17 protein-coding genes and 1 riboswitch are annotated in these 22,923 nt (G+C 73.3%); of the genes, 11 read left to right on the forward strand and 6 right to left on the reverse strand.

The window, feature by feature from the left end:
- Nucleotides 1-3 precede the first annotated feature (3 nt).
- Together AC5L3X_RS17540 and AC5L3X_RS17545 are read right to left on the reverse strand one after the other, a co-directional pair.
- Complete coding sequence (locus AC5L3X_RS17540; protein ID WP_494858028.1) at nt 4-819, reverse strand: lipase family protein; 816 nt, start codon at nt 817-819, stop codon at nt 4-6.
- Between the two features lie 59 nt (nt 820-878).
- On the reverse strand, nt 879-1,238 hold the full coding sequence (locus AC5L3X_RS17545; protein WP_494858030.1) for a hypothetical protein: 360 nt from the start codon (nt 1,236-1,238) through the stop codon (nt 879-881).
- Nucleotides 1,239-1,527: 289 nt separating this feature from the next.
- Between AC5L3X_RS17545 and AC5L3X_RS17550 the strand changes: the two genes are divergently transcribed.
- Nucleotides 1,528-4,434 (forward strand): helix-turn-helix transcriptional regulator, encoded by a 2,907-nt coding sequence (locus AC5L3X_RS17550; RefSeq protein WP_494858032.1) that lies wholly within the window; start codon nt 1,528-1,530, stop codon nt 4,432-4,434.
- Nucleotides 4,435-4,515: 81 nt separating this feature from the next.
- Here AC5L3X_RS17550 and AC5L3X_RS17555 read toward each other — a convergent pair whose 3' ends face one another.
- The 3 genes from AC5L3X_RS17555 to AC5L3X_RS17565 all read right to left on the reverse strand — a co-directional run bounded on the left by AC5L3X_RS17555 (nt 4,516) and on the right by AC5L3X_RS17565 (nt 6,973).
- Nucleotides 4,516-4,956 (reverse strand): hypothetical protein, encoded by a 441-nt coding sequence (locus AC5L3X_RS17555; RefSeq protein WP_494858034.1) that lies wholly within the window; start codon nt 4,954-4,956, stop codon nt 4,516-4,518.
- Nucleotides 4,957-4,961: 5 nt separating this feature from the next.
- Complete coding sequence (locus tag AC5L3X_RS17560) at nt 4,962-5,543, reverse strand: RNA polymerase sigma factor (RefSeq protein WP_189128423.1); 582 nt, start codon at nt 5,541-5,543, stop codon at nt 4,962-4,964.
- Nucleotides 5,544-5,620: 77 nt separating this feature from the next.
- Nucleotides 5,621-6,973 (reverse strand): S8/S53 family peptidase, encoded by a 1,353-nt coding sequence (locus AC5L3X_RS17565; RefSeq protein WP_494858036.1) that lies wholly within the window; start codon nt 6,971-6,973, stop codon nt 5,621-5,623.
- 189 nt (nt 6,974-7,162) lie between these two features.
- On the opposite strand from AC5L3X_RS17565, the gene AC5L3X_RS17570 reads away from it, so the two are divergent.
- The 10 genes from AC5L3X_RS17570 to AC5L3X_RS17615 all read left to right on the forward strand — a co-directional run bounded on the left by AC5L3X_RS17570 (nt 7,163) and on the right by AC5L3X_RS17615 (nt 22,382).
- Nucleotides 7,163-9,772, forward strand: a complete 2,610-nt coding sequence (locus AC5L3X_RS17570; protein ID WP_494858038.1) for a CHAT domain-containing protein — start codon at nt 7,163-7,165, stop codon at nt 9,770-9,772.
- Between the two features lie 175 nt (nt 9,773-9,947).
- Nucleotides 9,948-10,799: a terpene synthase family protein gene (locus AC5L3X_RS17575; RefSeq protein WP_494858040.1), complete on the forward strand. Its 852-nt coding sequence runs from the start codon at nt 9,948-9,950 to the stop codon at nt 10,797-10,799.
- Nucleotides 10,800-10,923: 124 nt separating this feature from the next.
- A riboswitch (cobalamin riboswitch) is annotated at nt 10,924-11,129 on the forward strand.
- Between the two features lie 128 nt (nt 11,130-11,257).
- Nucleotides 11,258-13,651 carry a ribonucleoside-diphosphate reductase subunit alpha gene (locus AC5L3X_RS17580; protein ID WP_494858042.1) on the forward strand — a complete coding sequence of 798 codons (2,394 nt, stop codon included), beginning with the start codon at nt 11,258-11,260 and terminating at the stop codon, nt 13,649-13,651.
- A complete protein-coding gene (locus AC5L3X_RS17585) occupies nt 13,648-14,673 on the forward strand; it encodes a ribonucleotide-diphosphate reductase subunit beta (protein WP_494858044.1) in 1,026 nt (341 codons plus the stop codon). The genes AC5L3X_RS17580 and AC5L3X_RS17585 overlap by 4 nt, the downstream gene beginning before the upstream one ends.
- Before the next feature lie 307 nt (nt 14,674-14,980).
- Nucleotides 14,981-15,577 carry a GTP-binding protein gene (locus AC5L3X_RS17590; protein WP_494858046.1) on the forward strand — a complete coding sequence of 199 codons (597 nt, stop codon included), beginning with the start codon at nt 14,981-14,983 and terminating at the stop codon, nt 15,575-15,577.
- A 23-nt stretch (nt 15,578-15,600) separates the two neighbouring features.
- A complete protein-coding gene (locus AC5L3X_RS17595) occupies nt 15,601-16,077 on the forward strand; it encodes an Lrp/AsnC family transcriptional regulator (protein WP_494858048.1) in 477 nt (158 codons plus the stop codon).
- A gap of 249 nt (nt 16,078-16,326) precedes the next feature.
- A complete protein-coding gene (locus tag AC5L3X_RS17600; RefSeq protein ID WP_494858050.1) occupies nt 16,327-18,636 on the forward strand; it encodes a HelD family protein in 2,310 nt (769 codons plus the stop codon).
- A 664-nt stretch (nt 18,637-19,300) separates the two neighbouring features.
- The gene (gene lnt / locus AC5L3X_RS17605) at nt 19,301-20,989 is read left to right on the forward strand and encodes an apolipoprotein N-acyltransferase (RefSeq protein ID WP_494858052.1); all 1,689 of its coding nucleotides are present in this window, start codon (nt 19,301-19,303) and stop codon (nt 20,987-20,989) included.
- 2 nt (nt 20,990-20,991) lie between these two features.
- Complete coding sequence (locus AC5L3X_RS17610) at nt 20,992-21,735, forward strand: polyprenol monophosphomannose synthase (protein ID WP_189127549.1); 744 nt, start codon at nt 20,992-20,994, stop codon at nt 21,733-21,735.
- A gap of 68 nt (nt 21,736-21,803) precedes the next feature.
- Nucleotides 21,804-22,382 (forward strand): FxsA family protein, encoded by a 579-nt coding sequence (locus tag AC5L3X_RS17615; RefSeq protein ID WP_494858054.1) that lies wholly within the window; start codon nt 21,804-21,806, stop codon nt 22,380-22,382.
- An 82-nt stretch (nt 22,383-22,464) separates the two neighbouring features.
- Here the strand turns inward: AC5L3X_RS17615 and AC5L3X_RS17620 are convergent, their stop codons facing one another.
- Nucleotides 22,465-22,809, reverse strand: coding sequence for an RNA polymerase-binding protein RbpA (locus AC5L3X_RS17620; protein WP_189127551.1), 345 nt, complete (start codon nt 22,807-22,809; stop codon nt 22,465-22,467).
- Nucleotides 22,810-22,923 lie beyond the last annotated feature (114 nt).

The raw sequence follows: 22,923 nt of genomic DNA on the forward strand, positions 1-22,923 counted from the left end.
CGCCTACAGGCCGAGGTGCCGGGTGACGTCGGGACAGCGTAAGTAGCTCTGCGCCGTGTGGAAGTCCCAGCCCGCGATCCGCAGGTCGGTCACCTCGGCGTCCACGCCGTCGAAGCTGCCGCCGAGGCCCGTCCGGGGCACCGCCACCAGATCGCCCACATCGGACAGATTGACCCAGCGCCGCACCCCCGGCGGCCGCGCGCCCCGGTCGTCCGGCGGGGGATCCAGCCGGTCGAACACCACGCCGGGCATGCCGAGCGGACTCCCCAGGGTGACGAGCAGGTCCACGCGCAGCTCGGGCGCGGCCCACAGCGCCTCGTAGGTCACCACGCTGCCCAGCGAGTGGGCCACCACGACGACCCGCTCGTGCCCGGAGCCCGCCGCGATGGCCGCGCCCACCGCGTTGCGGGCCGCCAGCCGCCGCTTCCCGCCGGGACTCTTCAGGTAGACGCCGACCTCCCGGACGAACGCGGTGGCGAACGCGCGGACCGTCCTGCCGTACCTGCGGGTGAGCCAGTCGGCCGCGGCGCGGGCCCTGGCCGTACGGTCGCCCTGCGCGGTCTGCGGCGCGGGGCGCAGCCGGTCCACCCAGTCGATCAGCAGACCGGCGGCGAAGTCGTCGAGCGTGTCGACGTCGTCGGCGCCCTGGTGGGCGCCCCGGCGCAGGTGGTGGGCGTAGTAGCCGACGGTGACGGGCGTCCCGCCCAGCCAGCACGTCCAGTCGCGGCCGGCCGACGCCGCGGCCTCGGCCGCCGACCCTGTCCGGCGGAAGTACGAGTAGTTGCGGACCCCGTGGACTCCGACGAGATATGGGAGCACATGTTCATAGGTCCCCATTTTTGTTCGTACTTCAACCGCCCTTGACCGTGTGGACAGGTCTATTCGCGGGGCCGGTCGGCGGTGGCCCTGATGACGTCGATCCAGATCCGGGTCAGCAGTGTGCCCAGCACCAGCAGCAGCCCGGCCGCGACCAGGGCGCGGAGCGCGACCGAGTCCGGCACCAGGCCGCCGAGCACGAGCAGGCACAGGCCCACGTCGAGCATCACGATCGTGGCCACGGACAGCGAGTAGACGCGCACCCTCGGCCGGGTCCAGAACCGCACGCCCCCCACCGGATCCAGCCTGCGCGACACGCGCGGCCGGTCGGCCAGCCCTTCGAGGAAGCGCGACTCCCACAGCATGGCCAGCAACAGCACCGGCAGAACCTGGGCGACGGTGGCGTAGTAGTCGCGCGGCATGAGCCCTCACAGCTAGCGGTCACTCGCATTCTGCCGTAGATCACCATGTTTGTACGGTCTCTGTGACTAGGGACATCACCGATGCGGACCCTGAGGCCATGCCCGGGCCGGTGGTCTACCGTCTCGGGACACGCCTTCGGCGCCGAACCAGGCCGGGGGCGCGCCTTCTGATCTCCGAGGACGTCGCGAGGGCCGCCCTCGGAGCGTGCGGCCCGCCATCTGGTCGGCGAGGTGTATCAAATTTCCCCTTTCGTGCTCTGGGAAGTCGAGGGCGACGGAGGGAGAGGCGATGTTCGTCGGAAGGGCGGTGGAGCTGGCCCTGGTGCGGGGGGCGCTGCGCGCCGCCGGGGGCGGCCTCGCGCGCACGATCGCGATCGAGGGGCCGGAGGGGATCGGCAAGACGGCGCTGCTGCGTCACGCGCTCGCGGAGGCTGCGGGCGACCGGGCGGTCTGCGGGGGCACGGCCGGGAGGAACATGGGCTGCGGGGACGCGGGTTGCGGGAGTTGCGGGAGTGCGGCGGACGGCTCGACCGAGGAGAGCGCGGGGCGGCGGGAATTCGGGGAGACCGTGGGGGTCCAGGTGCTCGCCGCCAGCGGGGACGAAGAGGAGCGGCGGCTCCGCTTCGGGGTGGTGCGGCAACTCCTGGGGGAGGTCGCGCAGGATGATCCGTGGAGTGTCGGCCAAGCCGTGTTCGACGAGCTCGAACGGCTCCAGGCCGCGCGGCCCGTGGTCGTCGTGCTGGACGACGCCCAGTGGGCCGACCGTCCCTCCCTGCAGGCGCTCGCCTTCGCGCTGCGCCGCCTGCGCGCCGGACGCGTGCTCGCCCTGGTCTCCTGCCGCGACCTCGCGGACGAGTGGCTGCCGCAGGGGCTGCGGCGGCTCCTGACCGGCGGCGAGGCCCTGCGCCTCACCCTGGCCGGCCTGACGGCCGCGGACCTGGCCCGACTGGCAGACCAGGTCCCGGCCGGCGCCGGGGAGCCGGCGGCCGGGCCGCTGACCGAGCGGGCCGCCGCACGGCTGCGCGAGCACACCTCGGGCAACCCGCTGCACGCCCGCGCCCTGCTCGCCACCCACACGGCGCGGCGGCTGGCGGATCCGGGCGTACGGCTGCCGGCCCCTGGCACCTTCGCCCGCCCCTTCGCCCGCCGCCTGCGCGCCGGCGACGCTCGCACCAGGGCGCTGATCGCCGCCTGCGCCGTGCTCGGCGACCCCTGCGACCTCCACGTCGCCGCCGCCGTCGCCGCCGCCCTGGACAGCCGGCTCCCCGCCTACGAGGCCGAAACGCCGCCGGCGGGTGACCCGGCGACGGCTTCCTCGGGCGCCGCCGCCTGGCCGGCGACGGCTCCCGAGGCCGGAGGAGGCGTCGCCCGGGTGGAGGCGCTGGACGCGCTCGAAGGCGGGGTGAACGCCGGGGTGCTGGAGGAGCGGCCCGGCCGGACGGTCGCGTTCCGCGATCCACTCGCCAGGGCGGCCGCGTACGGGATGCTCGGCGCGGGGGCCCGCGCACGCCTGCACCTGGCCGCCGCCCGGGTCGTCGAGGACACCGGCACGGCCCTGCGCCACCGGGCGGCCGCCGCTGACGGCCCCGACGAGACGCTGGCCGAGGAGCTCGTGGGGTTCGCGGCCAAGGAGGCTCAGCACGGCCTGTGGCTGGAGGCGGCGGCCCACCTGGAGCTGGCGGCCGGGCTGTCGGAGCCGGCCACCACCCGGGACGAGCTGCGCACCGCGGTGCTGGAGCACGTGCTGCTCGGCGGCGACGTCGTCCGCGCCGACGAGCTGGCCGCGGCGGCCGGCCCCGACCCCCGGCCAGAGCGCCGCTACGTGCTGGGGCGGCTCGCCCTGGCCGCCGGCCGCTTCGACGAGGCGGCCGAGTCGCTGGCCGAGGCGTGGCGTGACCGGGCTCCCGGCTTCGCCGCCGACACCGCCGAGCAGCTGGCCTGGCTGCACCTGGTCCGGGGAGATCGGCAGGCCGCGGCGAGCTGGGCCCGGCTGGCGATCGAGCAGCCCATCCAGGGGCCGGCCGGCCGGCCGTACGACGTGCTGGCGCTGAGCGGGGAGCCCCTCCAGGGGCGGCCCCACGACGCGCCGGCCCTGCCGGCCCCGCCGGTCGCGGCGGGCAGGTCGCGGGACGTGCCGGCGGCCCAGGGCGGGCCGTCCGGCGGGCTCGCCGGGGCGGTCCGGTGCCTGCGAGGCGACGACGCGGGGGCCGCGTCCGCCCTGCTGGCCCGGGCCGTCACGGCGGAGGAGCGGGCCGGGTTGCCGCACCACCGGCTGCTGGCCGGCGCGCTGCTGGCCGTCGCCGAGTACCGCGACGGGCGGTGGGCGGACGCGGTCGCGCGGGGGGAGCGGGTGCTGGCCGAGGCGAGGGAACTCGGCCAGCGCTGGCTGCTGCCCTGCCTGGAGGCGGTGTGCGTGGCGCCGCTGGTCGCGCGGGGTGAGCACGAGCGGGCCCTGGCCCACGCGACCGCCGCCCGCGCCGCCGCCCGCGAGATGCGGCACGCCATGGGAGAGGCGGCGGCGGACGTCGCGATGGCGCTGCTGGAAGGCGGGGACGAGCCGGCGGTGACGCCGCACGCGGCCGCCGCGACCGGCGACCCGTTCGTGCCCGACCCGCGGCCGCGGCTCGTCGAGCTGCTGGTCGCCGAGGGCCGCCTGGGCGAGGCGGAGCAGGAGCTGGCCGGGCTCGCCGGCGTGGCCGGGCAGGCGCGCCAGGCCCGGTTGCGGGGGCTGCTGCTGGCGGCGCGGAACGCGCCGGCCGAGGCCGAGGCGAGTTTCGAGCACGCGCTCGGGCTCGCCGCCGAGGGCCGCGACCCGCTGGAGGAGGGGCGCGTTCTGCTCGACCTCGGCAGGCTGCTGCGCCGCACCGGGCGGCGGCGCGCGGCGGCGGAGCGGTTACGCGCCGCGCGGGAGGTCTTCGTCCGGCTCGGCGCCCACCCGCTGGTGGCGGGCTGCGCGCAGGAGCTGGAGGCGTGCGGCCTGGAGCCGTCGGGCACCGTGCGGCTGGGGCTGACGCCCCAGGAGTTCAGCACGGCCAGGCTGGTGGCCGACGGCCGGACCAACCGGCAGATCGCCCGCGAACTGCTCATCAGCGTCAAGACCGTCGAATACCACATCGGCAAGATCTACACGAAACTCGGCATCGGCTCCCGGGTCGCGCTCGCCTCCAGGCTGGCCGCCCTGGGAGACGCCCCCTGACCTCGTACGGTCAGGACCGCGAGCCGGCGCCGCGCCGGAGGAGGGGACCGGCGCGGCGTCCTCGCACGCGGGCCGGTCCGGTCAGACGCGGATCCACGACGTGGTCACGGTGGACCCCTCCTCGCAGATGACGCGCAGCCGCAGCGGGCCGGTGCCCGGCGACTCGGCGGTGAAGCGGCCGAGGTCGTCGGAGCGCACCCGGGTCTCGCCCTCGGGCCGCTGGACCCCGATCTCCACCGACGTGCCGCGCAGCACCCGGCCCACCAGCCGCGAGCCCGAGATCTCCACCTCCACGACCACCCCGCCGGTCTCGAAGGTGAGCAGCCGGGGACGGTCGCCGCCCCGCACCCGGGTCGCGGTCAGCTCATCCCAGGAGTCGAACGTCAGCTCGGCCAGCTCGCCCTCAAGGGTCCGGAGCGTGAACGCCCGCATGGCGTCGTCGAACAGCTCGGCGGGCACCGGATCCAGCAGCAGGGCGATCTCGCGCAGCTCTTCTTCCAGCTCGAAACCGTCGTCGTCCATGGCCCTCACCTGGGAATCCCGGTCACTCCGCGGCGCGCGATCAGCTCGCCCAGCTTCTTGAGGCAGCGCGCCCTGATCGGGCCCACGCTGCCCACGGCGAGGTCCAGCCCCGCCGCGATCTCCTGGTAGGAGGGCCGAGGAGAGGAGATGAGCACCCGCAGCAGCCGCCGGCAGCGATCCGGCAGCTCCTGGAAGGCGTCCCACACCTGCTGGGCGCGCTGCCGTTCGGCGCCCGCCTCCTCGGCCTCCAGCACCAGCAGCTCGGGGCTGCGCTCGTCGATGTCGAGCCCCAGCAGTGCCACGTCGCTCACCGGCATGGACCGGCCGCTGGTGCGGACGACGCGCAGCGCCTCGTGGCGGGCCGTGCTCGCCAGCCAGGAGCCGACCTTCTCCGGCTCTCTCAGCCGGGTGAGGTGCTCGGCGAGCCGGAACCACGTCGTCTGGCAGACGTCCTGGGCGTCGGAGTCGTTCGGCAGGTAGGAGCGGGCCACCGACCACACCAGCCCGGTGTGCCGGTGGTAGAGCTCTTTCCAGGCTCCGGCGTCGCCATCCGCGGCTGCCCTGACGAGGGCTCCGGTGTCGTCCACGGCGATCCTTCCCTCTGCTGGAGCGAAGTGCTCATGATATTTCGTGAGACGCTCCAGGACAGGGGATGGGTGACTCATCACAGCAGGCCGCTCAGATCGGGCACGGCGAGCACGCCGTCCACCAGATCCCGGGCCGCCTGCCGGGAGGTCACCTGGGCCTGCGACATGCGGGCCGCGAGGACGCCGGCGATGATCGGCGTGGCGAACGACGTGCCGCTCCACCGGGCCAGGCCGGTGAAGCTCTCCTTGTCGCCGACGGAGAAGGGCGCGAGGCAGGTGCAGCCCGGGTAGAGGGCGGGCGCGTGAAAGCGGCAGAGCGCGCTCGCCGGGTAGTCGTACAGGTAGTCGCCCGAGGTGTAGGCGTTGACCAGCCGCTCGCCGGGCGCGTAGACCTTCACCCAGCCGCCGTGGTTGCTGAAGCAGGCCCGGCCCTGCCCGTCCTCGCGCAGCGCCCCGACCGACACGACCACGTCGCCGCTCGCGTTCACCGGCTCGTCCGCGAGCGCCGCCGGCCAGAACGGGTCGGTCACGCCGTCGTTGCCCGCGGCGGCCACCAGGACCGTGCCGGGGTGGCCGGCCAGCTCGGTGACGAAGTCGGCGAGGCCGAGCAGCGCCTGGGTCCGCTCGGTCGACGCCCCGGCCGACAGCGAGATGATGTCCGGCCAGCCGTGGGTGTCGAGCGTGCGCAGGATGGCCAGGCCCAGCTCGTCCTCCGGCACCGCGCCGGCGTACGGGAAGGTGTTGTGGACGCGGACGTCTGTGGCCGGCGCCACGCGGCGCACGACGCCCGCGATGAACGTGCCGTGGCCCGTGTACGGCCTGATCGTGCCGTCCAGTTCGAGTTCCTGGGCGGGGGTGGTGACGTCGCCGTCGACCATGGGGATGTTCGGCGTGCCGGCGCTGGCGTCCAGCCAGGTGTGGGTCAGGTAGTCGTGGACGAGTCCGGTGTCCAGGACGGTGACGGTGACGCCGGCTCCGTGGGCACGCGGGCCGCTCGGCGGGGTGGGTGGAGCCGCGGCCGGCGTCGGCTCGTCGCCCGGGCAGAGGTTGACCCCGCTGACCGACACCAGGTGGACCAGGGTGGCGTGGACCTTCTCCCGCTCCAGCGCCTCCAGGGCACGGAAGACGTTCCGGCGGCCGAGGGCGAGCCGGCGGACGGTGACCCGGTCCTGGGCCTCCTCCGACGGCCAGGCGACGCGGACGTTCCCCTCCTGCGGCTGGCTCCGCTCGGCGATCTCGATGGCGCGGGACACGTCGGCCGCCCTGACCAGGATGTGGCCGGTGAGGTAGGCGTAGCGGGGCGCGACCGGGGAGCCCGGTTCGGCGCCCTCGGGGCCGGCCGCGGCGCGCGCTTCCTCCGGCAGCGCCTCGTTCACCAGCTCCAGCTGCTTCCAGAACCGGGGATCCGGGTGGGTGTCCGGTGTGCTCATCCGAGTCGTCCTCCTTGGGGAAGTGCGCGGGTCCTGCCTGTATGAGCCAGGTGGCGCCCGCCTGATACAGCCCGCCCGGTGCGGCCGGCCCGACCTCGGCCGGCCGCACCCCGCCTGGCCTGGCCCGCCGGTCCCTCCTGACAGGGCCGGCGCATGGACGCGGGCACCCCTCGCCTCTACGATCGGTCCGTGCCTGGGGGAACGGCGAGGGATTCCGGGATTCCGGGCGACCCGCACGATGTGCTGGCCATGGTGTTCGCACGCCCTCAGGAGGCTCTGCGCGCCGCGCGGGCCATGCTGGCCGACGGGCGCGGACCGTACGAGTCGTCGATCGCCCGGCAGGCGCTGGGCATCCTGCACCGGGAGTTCGGCGACCTGGACGCCGCGATCGGCGAGCTGCGGCAGGCGATCCGGCTGGCGCGGCAGGCCGGCTCGCCCGACCGCGAGGCCGACGTGCTGGCCACGCTCGGCATCGCGCTGCTGCACCGGGGGCGCACCCGGCGGGGGCTGGCGGCGCTCGACGACGCCGTCGCGACCTCCGGCGGCGCCACGCGGGCCCGGGTGTTGTTCCGGCGGGCGGGCGCGCGGTGGATCCTCGGCCGGCACCGCGACGCGCTCGACGACCTCCGGGTGGCGGTCCCCGCCCTGACGCGGGCGCGCGACACCGTCTGGGCGGCCCGCGCGCTCACCCTGCGCGGCCACGTCCACCTGGCCCTGGGCTCGGTACGCCTCGCCGACGCCGACTTCGGCACCGCGCAGGACATGTTCGCCACCACCGACCAGGAGCACGACTCGGTCGTCGCGGTGCAGAACCGCGGCGTGGCCGCCTTCAGGTCCGGAGACCTGCCCGCGGCGCTGGAGCTGCTCGACGAGGCGGACCGGCGCTTCCGTGAGCTCGGCACGCCCATGTTCGACCTGGCCGCCGACCGGTGCGCGGTGCTGATGGCCGCCGGGCTGGCCAGGGACGCGCTGGAGCGGGCCGACCAGGCGCTGCTGCGTCTGACGCGGCTGCGCGGCCAGGCCACGATGCGGGCCGAGCTGCTGCTCATCGCCGCCCGGGCCGCGCTGCTCGCCGGCGATCCGGGCGCCGCCCGGCAGCGCGCCGACGAGGCCCGCCGGCTGTTCGGCGGGCAGCGGCGCGCCTGGTGGACCGAGCACGCCCGGCTCATCCTGGTGCAGGCCGCGCTGGCCGAGGGCGCGGCGTCGCCGGCGTTGCTGACCGCGGCCCGCCGGTTGGCCGGCCGGCTGGCCGAGCTCGGCTCGCCCGAGGTGTGGCAGGCCCACCTGCTCGCCGGCCGCGCCGCGCTGGTGCTGGGCGACCGGCGCGCGGCCGACCACCACCTGGGCGTCGCCGCCAGGGCACGGCACCGCGGCCCCGCCGCGTCGCGGGCGGCCGGCTGGCTCGCCGAGGCGCTGCGCGCGCGGGCGGCGGGCCGGCCGCGGCGGCTGCTGCACGCCTGCCGCGCTGGGCTGGCGCTGATCGAGGAGCACTGGCTCACCTTTGGCTCCGCCGAGCTGCGGGCCCGGGCCACCGCGCAGGGCGCGGAGCTGGCCAGGCTCGCGCAGCGCCACTGGGTGCGCTCCGGCGGCGCCCGCGAGCTGCTCGCCTGGACCGAGCGGTGGCGGGCGACCGCGCTGGCGGTGCCGGCCGTCCGCCCGCCCGAGGATCCCGAACTGTTCGCCCGCCTGGCCGCGCTGCGCGAGACCGACCACCTGCTCGACCGGGCCCGCTCCGACGGCGCGGCGCCGGCGGCCACCCTCGAACGGGATCGCGAACGGCTGGAGGCGCAGGTCCGCGAGCTCACCCTGCGCGTGCGCGGCCCGTACGGCCGTGGCGCGGTCGCGCCGGACGCCGGCCTGATCCTGGCGGCGCTCGGCGACGACCCGCGCGCCGGGGCGCGGCTTGTGGAGCTGGTCGTGGTCGACGGCGTCCTGCACGCGCTGCTGTGCGGCGGCGGCCGGGTCCGCAGGTTCGAGGTGGGCCCGGTGGCGGCGGCCGTCGCCGAGATCGAGTTCGCCCGGTCGAGGCTGCGCCGCCTGGCCTACCAGCGTGAGCCGGACCGACAGGAGCTGGGCGAGCTGGGCCGCCGCCTCGATGCGAGCGTCCTGGGGCCGGTGGCCGCCCGGCTGGGCGACGGGCCGGTCGTCATCGTGCCGCCCGGCATCCTGCACGGCGCGCCCTGGGCGTTGCTGTCGTCCCTGCGCCGCCGGGTGTTCGACGTCGCGCCGTCGGCCGCCGCCTGGTTGCGCGCGCGTGCGGCGGTCCAGCCCGAGGACGGCGCCGTCGTGCTGGTGCGCGGTCCCGGCATGGCCGCCGCCGACGGCGAGGTGCGCGCCATCGCCGCCCTGTACGACGAGGCCACGGTGCTGGGCGGTGGCTCGGCGACGGCCCGCGCCGTGCTGTCGGCCGTCGACGGCTGCCGGCTGGCCCACCTGGCCGCGCACGGGACGTTCCGCGCCGACAGCCCGCTGTTCTCCTCCCTGCTGGTCGACGACGGGCCGCTGACCGCGCACGACCTGGAGGGCCTGGGCCGGGCGCCGCACCGGCTGGTGCTGTCGAGCTGCGACTCCGGGCAGATGGCCCCCGTCGGGGCCGACGAGGTGCTCGGCCTGGCCACCGCGCTGCTCCGGCTGGGCACGGCCGGCATCGTGGCGAGCGTCGTCCCGGTCAACGACGAGGCCGCGGTGCCGGTGATGGTGGGACTGCACGAGGGGCTGCGGCGGGGGCTCACCCTGGCCGAGGCGCTCGCGGCCGCCCGCGGAGACGACGTCTCCTTCGTCGCCATCGGGGCAGGCTGAGGTGTTCCCCTCCACCCCAGCAGGGGAGGTCTCCGGCCTCGGCAGATTTGACGATGAGGCCGTCCAGCGCCTTGATCGGACGCCGTTGATCATGTGAGACTTCCCTACAATGGGACACTCATCCGGACAGTGGGGGTCGTCGCCCATGATCCGCGTGCTGATCGAGCGGCTCTAGATGCCGGACGACGAGCTGGACGTGGCGTTCGAGCTCGGCAGGACCTGCGCGCTGGCCGCCGAATGCGGCAGAGATCTGCGGCGTTGCGCCCAGATGTACACCGGGCTGTTCCCGGCGGCGGCCTTCGACACCGACTTCTACACCGGGATGTCCCTGGCCGGCGCGTTCACCTCGCCGTGGACCAGCGCCGAGGGGCTCAAGGTGGCCAACAGGGCCGCGATCTGGGTGCTGGCCGTCGACCGGCTGATCGACCACACCTTCACCAGGCGCGGCGAGGTCAACGCCCTGGTGCGCGAGTGCCTGGCGGTCGCCGACGGGGCGGTGCCCAGGGCGGCGGTCACCAGGTTCCTCGCCGACCTGCGCGACGAGCTCGACCGGGTCAAGGAGTTCGAGGACCTGAAGGAGCTCTGGCGAGACCAGCTGGACGCCATGCTGAGCGCGATGACCCGGGCGTGGGTGTGGCGCGACACCCGGCGGGCGCCCTCGCTGGAGGGCTACCTGGACAACGCCGACAGCCGCGGGTCGTGCTTCGTGGACCTGTCGCACTGGATCTACGCGGGTGACGACTGGGCCAGGCGGCACCTGACCGAGCTGCGCCCGGTGAGCGCGCACGTGCAGCGCTACCTGCATCTCCTCGGTGACCTCGCCTCCTACCGCAGGGACGTCTCCTGGGGCGACCTCAACGTGCTCATGCTCGGCGTCGACCGCGCGGAGGTGACCGACGCGATGGCGCGCCTGGAGCGCGAGTCGGCCCAGCTGATCGGGCCGCTGCGCGAACGGAGCCCGAGGGCGGCCGCCTACCTGCGGCGGCAGATCGGCTTCCACGCGGGCTACAACGGCGTCTCGGGCTAGCGGCCCGCCGCGCGCGGCTCTGGCCGGGGCACCGGTCCGGCTTCGGCCTGGCGAGCCGGACGACCTCCCGCGGAGTCGGCCTCGGTACGACATGTTGGGTGTGACTTTTGATCGCCCCCTATATATGGTGTCTGCTGCAGCCGGTTCGGCCGCCTTTCCAGGCGGCCGAGGCAAGAGGGAACCTGGTGAGAATCCGGGACTGCCCCGCAGCGGTGAGTGGGAACGACCGCCGTCAGACGCACTGGGCCACGAGGCCCGGGAAGCGACGGCCAGTAGGCGTGAGGGACACGCCCACGAGTCCGAAGACCTGCCGGCGCGCCGTACACGATCATGCGTGTGCGGCTGCTCCGAGGCCGCGCGGGACGGCCGACGGCACCGGCGCCAGGGTTGTGCGGCGTCCCTGCCGCGGGCTCCCGCGCGTGTTCTCGGTTCATGACCGAGTTCGCGAGGAGAGAACAGTGACGGTCACCGGGGACGCATCGACCGACCTCACCGAGAGGGCGCCGGCGGACGGGGAGGGGCCCGCGCCGCGCAGTGTCCGGATGCGGGTGCGTAAACGCGATGGCAGGACCGAACCGGTCGATGTCAGCAAGATCGTGCGCGCGGTGGAGCGCTGGGCGGGCGATCTGACCGACGTCGACCCGCTGCGGGTCGCCACCAGGACCATCAGCGGTCTGTACGACGGTGCCACCACCGCAGAGCTGGACCGGCTGTCGATTCGGACCGCCGCCGAGATGATCGGGGAGGAGCCACAGTATTCACGCTTGGCCGCCCGGCTGCTGTCCGCCTACGTCGGCAAGGAGGTCCGTGGGCAGGGGGTGGCCTCCTTCAGCCAGGCGATCCGCCTGGCCCATGCCGAAGGGCTCATCGGCGACGCCACGCTGGAGTTCGTCGACGCCAACGCCCGCAAGCTCGACGACGCGATCGACCCGGGCGCGGACCTGAGGTTCGAGTACTTCGGGTTGCGCACGGTCTACGACCGCTACCTGCTGCGCCACCCGTCCACCCGGCTGACGCTGGAGACACCGCAGTACTGGCTGCTGCGCGTGGCGTGCGGACTGGCCCGGACGCCCGCCGAGGCGATCGGGTTCTACCGGCTCATGTCGTCGCTGGCCTACCTGCCGAGCTCGCCGACGCTGTTCAACTCCGGCACCCGCCACACCCAGATGTCGTCGTGCTATCTGGTCGACTCGCCCCGCGACGAGCTGGGCTCCATCTATGAGCGCTACGCCCAGGTCGCCCGGCTGTCGAAGTTCGCCGGCGGGATCGGCATCGCCTGGTCGCGGGTGCGCTCACGCGGCGCCCTGATCCGTGGCACCAACGGACATTCCAACGGCATCGTCCCCTGGCTGCGGACCCTTGACGCCTCCGTGGCGGCCGTCAACCAGGGCGGTCGCCGCAAGGGCGCGGCCTGTGTCTACCTGGAGCCGTGGCATCCGGACGTCGAGGAGTTCCTGGAGCTTCGCGACAACACCGGCGAGGACGCCCGCCGCACGCACAATCTCAACCTGGCCAACTGGATCCCCGACGAGTTCATGCGCCGGGTCGAGGCCGACGGGATGTGGTCGCTGTTCGACCCCGACGAGCTGCCCGAGCTGCCCGATCTGTGGGGGGAGGCGTTCGACGAGGTCTACCGCGCCGCCGAGCGGGCGGGCCGGTACGTGCGCCAGGTCAGGGCGCGCGACCTGTACGCCAGGATGATGCGTACGCTCGCGCAGACCGGCAACGGCTGGATGACCTTCAAGGACGCCGCCAACCGCCTGTGCAACCAGGCGGCCGAGCCCGGCAACGTGGTGCATCTGTCCAACCTGTGCACGGAGATCATCGAGGTGTCCAGCGACGCCGAGACCGCCGTCTGCAACCTCGGCTCCGTCAACCTGTCCGCGCATGTGGCCGACGGGGGCATCGACTGGGAGCGGCTGCGCGCGACCGTGCGCACCGCGGTCACCTTCCTGGATCGCGTGATCGACGTCAACTACTACCCGAGCGAACAGGCGGCGGCGAGCAACCCGCGCTGGCGGCCGGTCGGTCTGGGCGTGATGGGGCTGCAGGACGTGTTCTTCGCCCTGCGGCTGCCGTTCGACTCGGCCGAGGCCAAGGAGCTGTCCACCCGGATCGCCGAGGAGATCTACCTGTCGGCGCTGGAGACGTCGGCGGGTCTGGCCGAGCGCTTCGGCGCCCATCCCGCCTATGACCGGACCTGGGCGGCGCGGGGAAGGCTGCAGCACGACCTGTGGGGCGAGAACGGCACCCAGGGCGAGCGATGGGCCGAGCTGCGTGGGCGGATCGCGGCCCATGGCCTGCGCAACTCGCTGCTGATCGCGATCGCGCCCACCGCCACCATCGCGTCGATCGCCGGCTGCTACGAGTGCGTCGAGCCGCAGGTGTCCAACCTGTTCAAGCGCGAGACCCTCAGCGGCGAGTTCATGCAGGTCAACAGTGCGCTGGTGGCCGAGCTCAAGGCGCGCGGGCTGTGGACCGAGCACATCAGGGCCGCCGTCAAGCAGGCCGAGGGCTCGGTGCAGGGCATCGCCGAGCTGCCGGAGGACGCGCGGAGGCTGTTCCGCACGGCCTGGGAGCTGCCTCAGCGGGCGCTGATCGACATGGCGGCCGCGCGCTCGCCGTACGTCGACCAGAGCCAGTCGCTCAACCTGTTCATGAGCGCCCCGACCATCGACAAGCTCTCCTCGATGTACCTGTACGCCTGGAAGTCCGGGCTGAAGACCACCTACTACCTGCGCTCACGTCCGGCCACCCGCATCCAGCAGGCCACCGTCCCCGTCGTGAACACCTCCGAGGAGGCTCTCGCCTGCTCGCTGGAGAACCCCGAGTCCTGCGAGGCCTGCCAGTGAGCGGCACCGACCCCGAGGAGAACCTGATGTTGCTCGATCCGGGCATGAGCCTGACCCTGCGGCCCATGCGTTACCCGCTCTTCTTCGACCGCTACCGCGACGCGATCAAGAACACCTGGACCGTCGAGGAGGTGGACCTGCACTCCGACCTCAAGGACCTGCGGCGACTGTCGGAAGCCGAGCGCCATCTGATCAGCCGCCTGGTCGCCTTCTTCGCCACCGGCGACACGATCGTGGCCAACAACCTGGTGCTCAACCTCTACCTGCACGTCAACGCGCCCGAGGCGCGACTGTACCTGTCGCGGCAGCTGTTCGAGGAGGCCGTGCACGTCCAGTTCTACCTGAACCTGCTCGACACCTACGTGCCCGGCGAGCAGGAGCGCTTCGCGGCGTTCGCCGCGGTGGAGAACATCCCCTCCATCCGGCGCAAGGCGGAGTTCTGCTTCCGCTGGATCGACTCCCTGGGTGATCTTCGCCGGCTGGAGACCCGGGAGGACCGGCGGGCCTTCCTGCTCAACCTGATCTGCTTCGCCGCCTGCATCGAGGGCCTGTTCTTCTACGGCGCCTTCGCCTACGTCTACTTCCTGCGCTCGCGCGGCCTGCTCAACGGGCTGGCCTCGGGCACGAACTGGGTCTTCCGCGACGAGTCCATGCACATGGCCTTCGCCTTCGACGTGGTCGACGTCGTGCGGCAGGAGGAGCCGGACCTGTTCGACGAGGAGCTGGCCACCCAGGTCAGGGAGATGCTCGCCGAGGCCGTCGACTGTGAGGCGCGGTTCGCCGAGGACCTGCTCGGGCAGGGCGTGCCGGGCATGTCGATCGCGGACATGCGGACCTACCTGGAGCACGTGGCCGACCGGCGGCTGGCCCAGCTCGGCATCGAGCCGCTGTACGGAGCGAAGAACCCGTTCGCCTTCATGGACCTGCAGGACGTCCAGGAGCTGGCGAACTTCTTCGAACGCCGGGTCTCGGCCTATCAGGTGGGCGTGACCGGCTCGGTCAGCTTCGACGCCGACTTCTGATTCCCGTGGTGCCCCGGGCCGCGGGCCCGGGGCACCGGCGCGCGGTGGCCTGACAAGCCTCTTGACAGTCGGGTGGGCGACGGACGAACGGGAGGGGCGGAAGGCAACAATCGTGACATATTGAATCTTGTACTGCTTAGCGTCTTGAGTGGAAATTGTGGCATTGCTATGGTGTCTCGATGTCAGCCGTATAGATCGATCTCTTCCTGCGCCTTGACAGGTTCCGCTGACCAAGGCCCTCAGGGCGGATGTGTGCACGCGTACGGGGCCGACGCCTCGCCGCGAAGGGATGTACAGGCGGTGCTCGATGGACTTTGGTCGTACTGATCTTCGATGGAGACTGCCGACCGCGATCAAGATCCTGATCGCGGGCGGATTCGGCGCGGGCAAGACCACCATGGTCGGCGCGGTCTCCGAGACCCGGCCGCTGCGCACCGAAGAGGCTCTGACCCACATCGGCGCGCGCGTCGACGACCTGTCGGGCGTCGAGGCCAAACCCACCACGACCGTGGCCATGGACTTCGGCCGCATCACGATCCGCGACGACTACATGCTGTACCTGTTCGGCACGCCCGGCCAGGAGCGGTTCTGGTTCGTCTGGGACGACCTGACGCTGGGGGCCCTCGGCGCGGTCGTGCTGGCCGACAGCCGCCGCCTGGCCGACTGCTTTCCGGCCCTCGACTACTTCGAACGCCGCGACACGCCGTTCGTGGTGGCGCTCAACTGCTTCGACGGCGCGGGCCCCTTCACGGTCCGTGAGGTGCGGACGGCCCTCCAGTTGGAGCCCGAGATCCCGATCGTGCGCTGCGACGCGCGCAGGCGCGACTCGGGCAAGGAGGTGCTCATCACGCTCGTGGAGCATGCCATGCGCAGGGCCGCCACCCCGGTCGGGACCAGGTCGTGACCAAGAGCCGCTACTTTTGACCGATGGAGGAGATCGACCGCCGGATCGTGACACTGCTGGCCAGAGATGGCCGGATGAGCTTCACCGATCTGGCCAGGGAGACCGGGCTCTCGGTCTCGGCGGTGCACCAGCGGGTGCGCCGCCTGGAGAAGCGCGGAGTCATCCGGGGATACGCGGCGATCATCGACCACGACGCGGTCGGCCTGCCGCTCACCGCGTTCGTGTCGATCAAGCCGATCGACCCCGCCGCGCCCGACGACGCCCCTGACCGGCTGGCCCATCTGCGCGCGATCGAGGCGTGCCACAGCGTGGCGGGCGACGAGAGCTACATCCTCAAGGTGCGCGTCGCCTCACCGGTGGCGCTGGAGGACCTGCTGCAGCAGATCCGCGCCTCGGCCAACGTCTCGACCCGCACCACCGTGGTGCTGAGCACCCCCTACGAGCACCGTTCCCCCGACCTGGCCGGCGACGGCGACCTCGGCGGCCACACCCCCTCCTGACCGTCCCTCGGCAGGGCTCATGCCGCCGGCCGGCGCCCTGGCGCCGGCCGGTGAGCGGGCCGACGTGATCGCGCCTGCGCCTGACCCGGCCTTGACCGGACCACTGCCGCCGTAAGAGGGAGGACGGGATGCGGGCGGGGGCGGCAGGCGCGAGGATGTGTGTGACTCGACCGGCATGCTAATGTCGTCGTTTGTCGCAACAACAAACAGAATGGCCCGGAGTGTCCCATTAATAACAATAATGGTCTGGTGTCAACGCGTCAAACAGAGCTCGTAAGGGAGCAGGAGTACGTCACCCGCCTCTACGAACGCCTTGACGTGCTGCGCGACCGCACCCAGCGCAGCCTCAAGGACGTGCTGGCCACCGGCGCCGTCGGCACGCTGCAGAACCGGTCCGAGCGTGACACCTTCGCCGAGATGTACGCCTCGCGGCTGGCCCGGCTGTGGGCCGTGGAGCGGGGCCTGGTGTTCGGCCGCCTCGACCACGTCGACGAGGGCCGGCTCTACATCGGCAAGCTCGGCCTCACCGACGACGAGCAGGACCGCCTGCTCATCGACTGGCGCGCACCGGTCGCGCAGCCGTTCTACCGCGCCACCCCGGCCGCGCCGATGGGCGTCACCCGTCGCCGCCACCTGCAGACCAAGGGCCGCGCGGTCATCGGCGTCGAGGACGACCTGCTCGACCTCGACGCGCTGAGCGACGACGACCGCGCCACCCTCAACGGCGAGGCCGCGCTGCTGGCGGCGCTCGACGAGCACCGCACCGGCCGGATGCGCGACATCGTCGCCACCATCCAGGCCGAGCAGGACCGCGTCATCCGCGCCGACCTGAACGGCGTGCTCGTGGTCCAGGGCGGCCCCGGCACCGGCAAGACCGTCGTGGCCCTGCACCGCGCCGCCTACCTTCTCTACACCCACAGGCAGCGGCTGGAGCGCCGAGGGGTGCTCATCCTCGGCCCCAACCCCATGTTCCTGCGCTACATCGAGCAGGTGCTGCCCTCCCTCGGCGAGACCGACGTGCTGCTGTCCACGGTCGGCGAGCTCTACCCCGGAGTGACCGCGACCGCCCGCGACCGGCCCGAGGTGGCCGCGCTCAAGGGAGACCCGCGGATGGCCGAGGTGCTCGCCCGGGCCGTCCGCGACCGGCAGCGGGTGCCGCGCAAGCCCATCGAGCTCGACCTGGGCGGCCACACCCTCACCCTCGACCGCAACCTGCTCGAAGCGGCCCGCAACAAGGCCGTGCGCACCCGCCGCCCGCACAACCAGGCGCGCGCGGTGTTCGTCAGATCCCTGCTGAACGCGCTGGCCCGGCAGGCCGCCAAGCGGCTCGGCAAGGGGCTCGTCGACGACGACGAGCTGGCCGACCTGCGCGAGGAGCTGCGCACCGAGCCCGTCGTCAAGTCCGCGCTCAACCGCCTGTGGCCCTACCTCACCCCGCAGCGCCTGCTGCTCGGCCTGTACGGCTCGCCCGAACGCCTCGGCCACGCCGCCTCCGCCCTGACCCCCGCCGAACGCGCCCTGCTCCGCCGCGACCCGGCGGCCCGCGGCGGTGAGTGGACCGAGTCCGACGTGCCGCTCCTCGACGAGGCCGCCGAGCTGCTCGGCGAGATCGACGAGCAGGTGCTGCGCGCCACGGCGCTGCAGGCGGAGGAGGAGCTGGCCGCCGCCAGGCAGGCGGAGGAGCGCGAGCGCGAGTCCGAGGTGGCCTACGCCCGCGAGGTCCTGGAGCTGACCGGCCTGTCCGACGTCATGGAGGCCGAACGGCTGGCCGAGCGCCAGCGGGGCGAGGGCCCCTACCTGACGACCGCCGAGCGGGCCGCGGCCGACCGCACCTGGGCCTACGGCCACGTCATCGTGGACGAGGCGCAGGAGCTGTCACCGATGGCCTGGCGCGCGGTCATGCGGCGGGTGCCCACCCGGTCGATGACGATCGTCGGCGACATCGCGCAGACCGGCTCGGCGGCGGGGGCGCGCTCCTGGAAGGAGGTGCTCGACCCCTACGTGGCCGGGCGCTGGCGGCAGGAGCGGCTGACCGTCAACTACCGCACGCCGGTGGAGCTGATGGCGGTCGCGGCCCGCGTGCTGGCCACCATCGACCCGTCGCTCGAGGCGCCCGCCTCGGTCCGCGAGACCGGTGCCGAGCCCTGGTCGGCACCCATGGCCGCGCTGCCCGAGCTGGTCAAGGCCGAGATCGGGGAGGGCGGCAAGATCGCGGTCGTGGTGCCCGACGCGCTGCTGGAGCCGGTCGGCGAGACCGTCCGCGCCGCCGTGGCGGGCGCCGAGGTGATCGCGCCCGGCGCTGGCCGCGGCAGGAGCGCCGCGGCGCTCGACGCGCCCGTGGCGGTGCTGGGCGTCGCCGACGCCAAGGGGCTGGAGTTCGACTCGGTGATCGTCGCCCAGCCCGCCCTGATCGCCGCGCAGTCACCACGAGGCCGCAGCGACCTGTACGTCGCGCTGACCCGCGCCACCCAGCGGCTCGGCATCGTGTACGACCAGCCGCCGGGGGAGGCGCTGAGCGGCTTGCCAAGGCGCGGGCGGGAGGCGACTAATGGGCTATAACCGGCTTTGGGCGAGGCGGCCCCGGCATGTCCTACCTGCGAAAACTTGATGTTTCTGCTGATCGGGACACGGTTGACATCTGAGGTGGAGTCGGTAGTTTGCTGCGCAGTCCAGCACGGGACTTGGCCGGTTGGCCGTCTCTGACATCGTCGGATCCTGCGTCCGTGACGGAGCGTGACTCCGTCCACACAGCCAGGTGCAGGGCCGTCGGTCCGTCGAGTCGGGGCACCCCAACCGGGCGGGGGGTTGGACCCGGGACGGGCCCGGGAGCCCAGTAGACAACGGAATTCCGCGCTCGCCGCCGACGAGACGGGTCCGGTCCGAAGGGTTTCCGGGCCCTCTTCCCGCTCTCGTGCGCCGGATCGCCATCAAGCGCCGGGTGGTCCCACGGCCTCGTCTACCGCGGGATCACCCAGTCGCCGGCCCGTCCGCCGCCCTTCACCGCGCCGCCGGGCCCCTGCGAAGCCCCAGAGGGCCCCCAGGCCCCGCTCGGCCGCATCCGGTCCCTGAACGCTGACCCGGGCCCGCGAAGCCGTCAGAGACTCCTGTGAACGCCTGGGGCCCCTGTTTTCGATCTCGTCCCGCCGGGACGACCGATCGTCCGCCGGAGGGCGGTACCGTTTCGGCTAGCAGGCACGCGACGCGCTGAGGAGAGACCGGAGTGGTGCAGGACAGGACAGGCCTACCGTCGGGCGACGGTCGGCCTGCGCACGCCCCGGCCACTCCCGCCGCCCCCGGCCCCGCGCCGGACCCGGCCCGCCCCGGACACGGCGGACACGGCGAGCGTGGTGGCGGGGCGCGCACCGTGGAGTCCGGCCGGGCGCTCGCCGCGCGCGTGGCGGCCGCCGTGGCCGGCGGGGCGACGCTGTTCCTGGCCTTCCCGCCGCTCGACTGGTGGGGGTGCGCGCCGCTCGGCGTCGCGCTGATCGTCGCGGCCCTGCGCGGCTCCCGCCCGCGCCGTGCCGCCTGGCTCGGCTATCTGGCCGCCGCCGTGTTCCTGCTGCCCACGCTCGCCTGGGTGCGGACGATCGGCGTCGACGCCTGGCTCATGCTGGTAGGCGTCGAGAGCCTGTTCTACGCGGCGCTGGCCGTGCTCGCCGCGCCGGTGTTCCGGCTGCGGCCGTGGCCGCTGTGGTTCGCCGGGCTCTGGGTGGCCATGGAGTGGGCGCGCGGCCTGGTGCCCATCGGTGGCTTTCCCTGGGCGCGAGCCGCCTTCAGCCAGGGCGAGTCGCCGTTCACCGGATACGCGGCGCTGGGCGGCGCCCCGCTGGTGTCGTTCGCCGTCGCCCTGTGCGGCGCCCTGATCGCCCGCGCGCTGCCGTGGGGACGGGCGGCCCTGGCGCCTCCGGGGCGACGGGCGGGGCCGGTGCTGGCGCGCCGGCTGGTCCCGCTCGCGCTCGCGCTGGCCGTTCCAGTGCTGGGCCTGGCCGTGCCGAGGCCGGGCGACGAGGGCCGCACCGTCAACATCGGCGTCGTGCAGGGCAACGTGCCCGGCCGTGGCATGTACATCCTGGGCGACGAGCCGGCCGTCGTCCTGCGAAACCACGCCAACGAGACCAAGAGGCTGGCGCAGGCCGTACGAGAGGGCAGGCTGCCCAAGCCCGATCTCGTGGTGCTGCCGGAGAACTCCACCGACATCGACCCCTACCGCGACGCCGGCGCGCGGGAGATCATCCACGAGTCCGTCAAGGACGTAGGCGTGCCCACGCTCGTCGGCGCCGTCGTGGCCATCGGCGACGAGCACCGCGCCACCCGCAGCCTGGTGTGGGACCCGGTGACCGGGCCCGGCGCCTACTACGACAAGCGGCACCTGGTGCCGTTCGGCGAATACACCCCGTTCAAGGAGATCGTGCTGGCGCTGTGGGAGCGGGCCAACCTGGTCGGCAGGCAGTCCGTGGCGGGCACCAGGCCCGGCGACCTGAAGATGGGGCCCGTGACGATCGGCGCCGTCAACTGCTACGAGGTGGCCTACGACGGCACGGTGCGCGACACGGTGCGCACCGGCGCCACGCCGCTGGTGGTGCAGACCAACAACGCCAGCTACGCCGAGTCCAATCTGCCGCCGCAGCAACTGGCCATGTCCAAGCTGCGCGCGGTCGAGCACAACAGGGCGGTCGTGACGGCCGCCACCACGGGCATCTCCGCCTACGTCACGCCTGACGGTAAGGTCTCCTGGCAGACCCGCGAGCTCGTCGCGGACATGAACGTGGTCACGGTGCCGGTGCGCACCCAGACCACCGTCGCGACCAGGCTGGGCGCGTTGCCCGAGTGGGCCCTGGCCCTGATGGGAGTGGTGGCGGCCGGTGCCGCGTGGAGAGGCAGGCGGCAGGACGACCCGATGAGGAATGACTGATCATGGAGACTCTCGGCCGGGTGCTCGTCATCGTCCCGACCTACAACGAGCGTGACAATCTGCCGGCGATCGCCGAGCGGTTGCGGGCCGCGCTGCCGGAGGCCCACCTGCTGGTGGCCGACGACGCCAGCCCCGACGGCACCGGCGACGTCGCCGACGAGCTGGCCGCCAAGGACGACCACGTCCACGTGCTGCACCGGCCGGCCAAGCAGGGGCTGGGCGCCGCCTACATCGCGGGCTTCCGATGGGGCCTCGACGAGGGCTACACCGTGCTGGTGGAGATGGACGCCGACGGCTCCCACCAGCCCGAGGAGCTGCCCGGCCTGCTGCGGGCGCTGGAGGAGGGGGCCGACCTGGCGATCGGGTCGCGCTGGGTGCCCGGCGGCAAGGTGGTCAACTGGCCGGCCTCGCGCGAGCTGCTGTCCAGGGGCGCCAACATCTACACACGGATCATGCTCGGCCTGCCGGTGCGCGACGCGACCGCGGGTTTTCGCGCCTACCGGGCGGCGACCCTGGAGAAGGTGGGCCTGGCCGACGTCCAGTCGCAGGGTTACTGCTTCCAGGTCGACCTCACGCTGCGCACCTCCCAGCACGGGTTGCGGGTGGTGGAGGTGCCGATCACGTTCGTGGAGCGGACGGTCGGCACCAGCAAGATGAACGGCCGCATCATGGCCGAGGCGTTCTGGCGGATCTTCGTGTGGGGGGTCACCGGCCTGCCCGGCCGGTTGCGGGGCAGCAGGGCCTGATCCGGAACGGTTCGGCCGCGCCGGGCGTTGTTCCTGCTGTACGCACGTGTGCGGAATCGAGGGAAACGATGCGGCTGCTGCTCTTTCTGGCCTTCCTGGCCATCCCGGTGCTGGAGATCTGGCTGCTGATCCAGGTCGGCTCGGCCATCGGCGGCTGGACGACCGTGGCGGTGCTGATGGCCGTCGCCGCGTTGGGCGCGTGGCTGGTGCGCCGCGAGGGGCGCCGGGCGTGGCGGGTGCTGCAGGAGGCGCTGCAGACGGGCCGGATGTCGGACCGGGAGCTGTCCGAGGGCGGTCTCGTCCTGGTGGGCGGCATGCTGCTGATCCTGCCGGGCTTCCTCAGCGACCTCGTCGGGCTGGCGTTCGTGCTGCCGTTCACCCGGCCGGCGATGCGCCGCCTGGGCGCCTGGTTCTTCGAGCGCCGGGTCAAGCGGATGGCGGCCGCCTCGCCGTACACCCATCTGTTCCCGCCGCAGGGCGGCGGCGCGCCGGACCACGGGCCGCGGGGCGGCCGGGTGGTGCACGGTGAGGTGATCCGCGACGACCGTGACCCCGGCGGTGACCCCGGTCGTGACTCCGGCCGCGAGGAGCGCGCCTCGGGACCGGCGGCGATCCGGTCCGACCACGGATCCGGCGACCCTCGGTAAGCGGGCGGAGCCTCGGTCGCGGCACTTCAGGCACAGCGAAACCCCCGGGCGACCGCCCGGGGGTTTCGTACCGTGAGATGTGTCAGGCGCTCTTGCGACGCTGGGCCCGCAGGACGGCCAGCCTCTCGTTGAGCACCTCTTCCAGGTCCTCGATGGACCTCCGCTCCAGGAGCATGTCCCAGTGTGTCCGCGGGGGCTTGGTCTTCTTCGACTCCGGTTGCTCGCCGTCGACGCGTACGGCGGTGACGCCGCACATCCGGCACTCCCAGGTCGAGGGAATCTCGGCCTCGGCGGCAAGCGGAACCTCGAAGCGATGGCCCTTAGGACAGGTGTAGGGCACCTCCTGGCGTGGGGCCAGATCCGTGTTACGGTCGTTCTCGTAGCTGGTTGCCCCGAGCCGGGTGCCACGAAGTGCGCGCTCGCCCATGTCTAAATGCCTCCTACAGGGCCCCCATGCGTAGGGGGTCTGTCTCCCACGGTGTCTAACGCTTGGTACCGTGATGGGATTCCCACCCGCGGCGTGATCCAATCGCTTCGGCCC

It is taken from the genome of Nonomuraea sp. CX421, assembly GCF_059358955.1.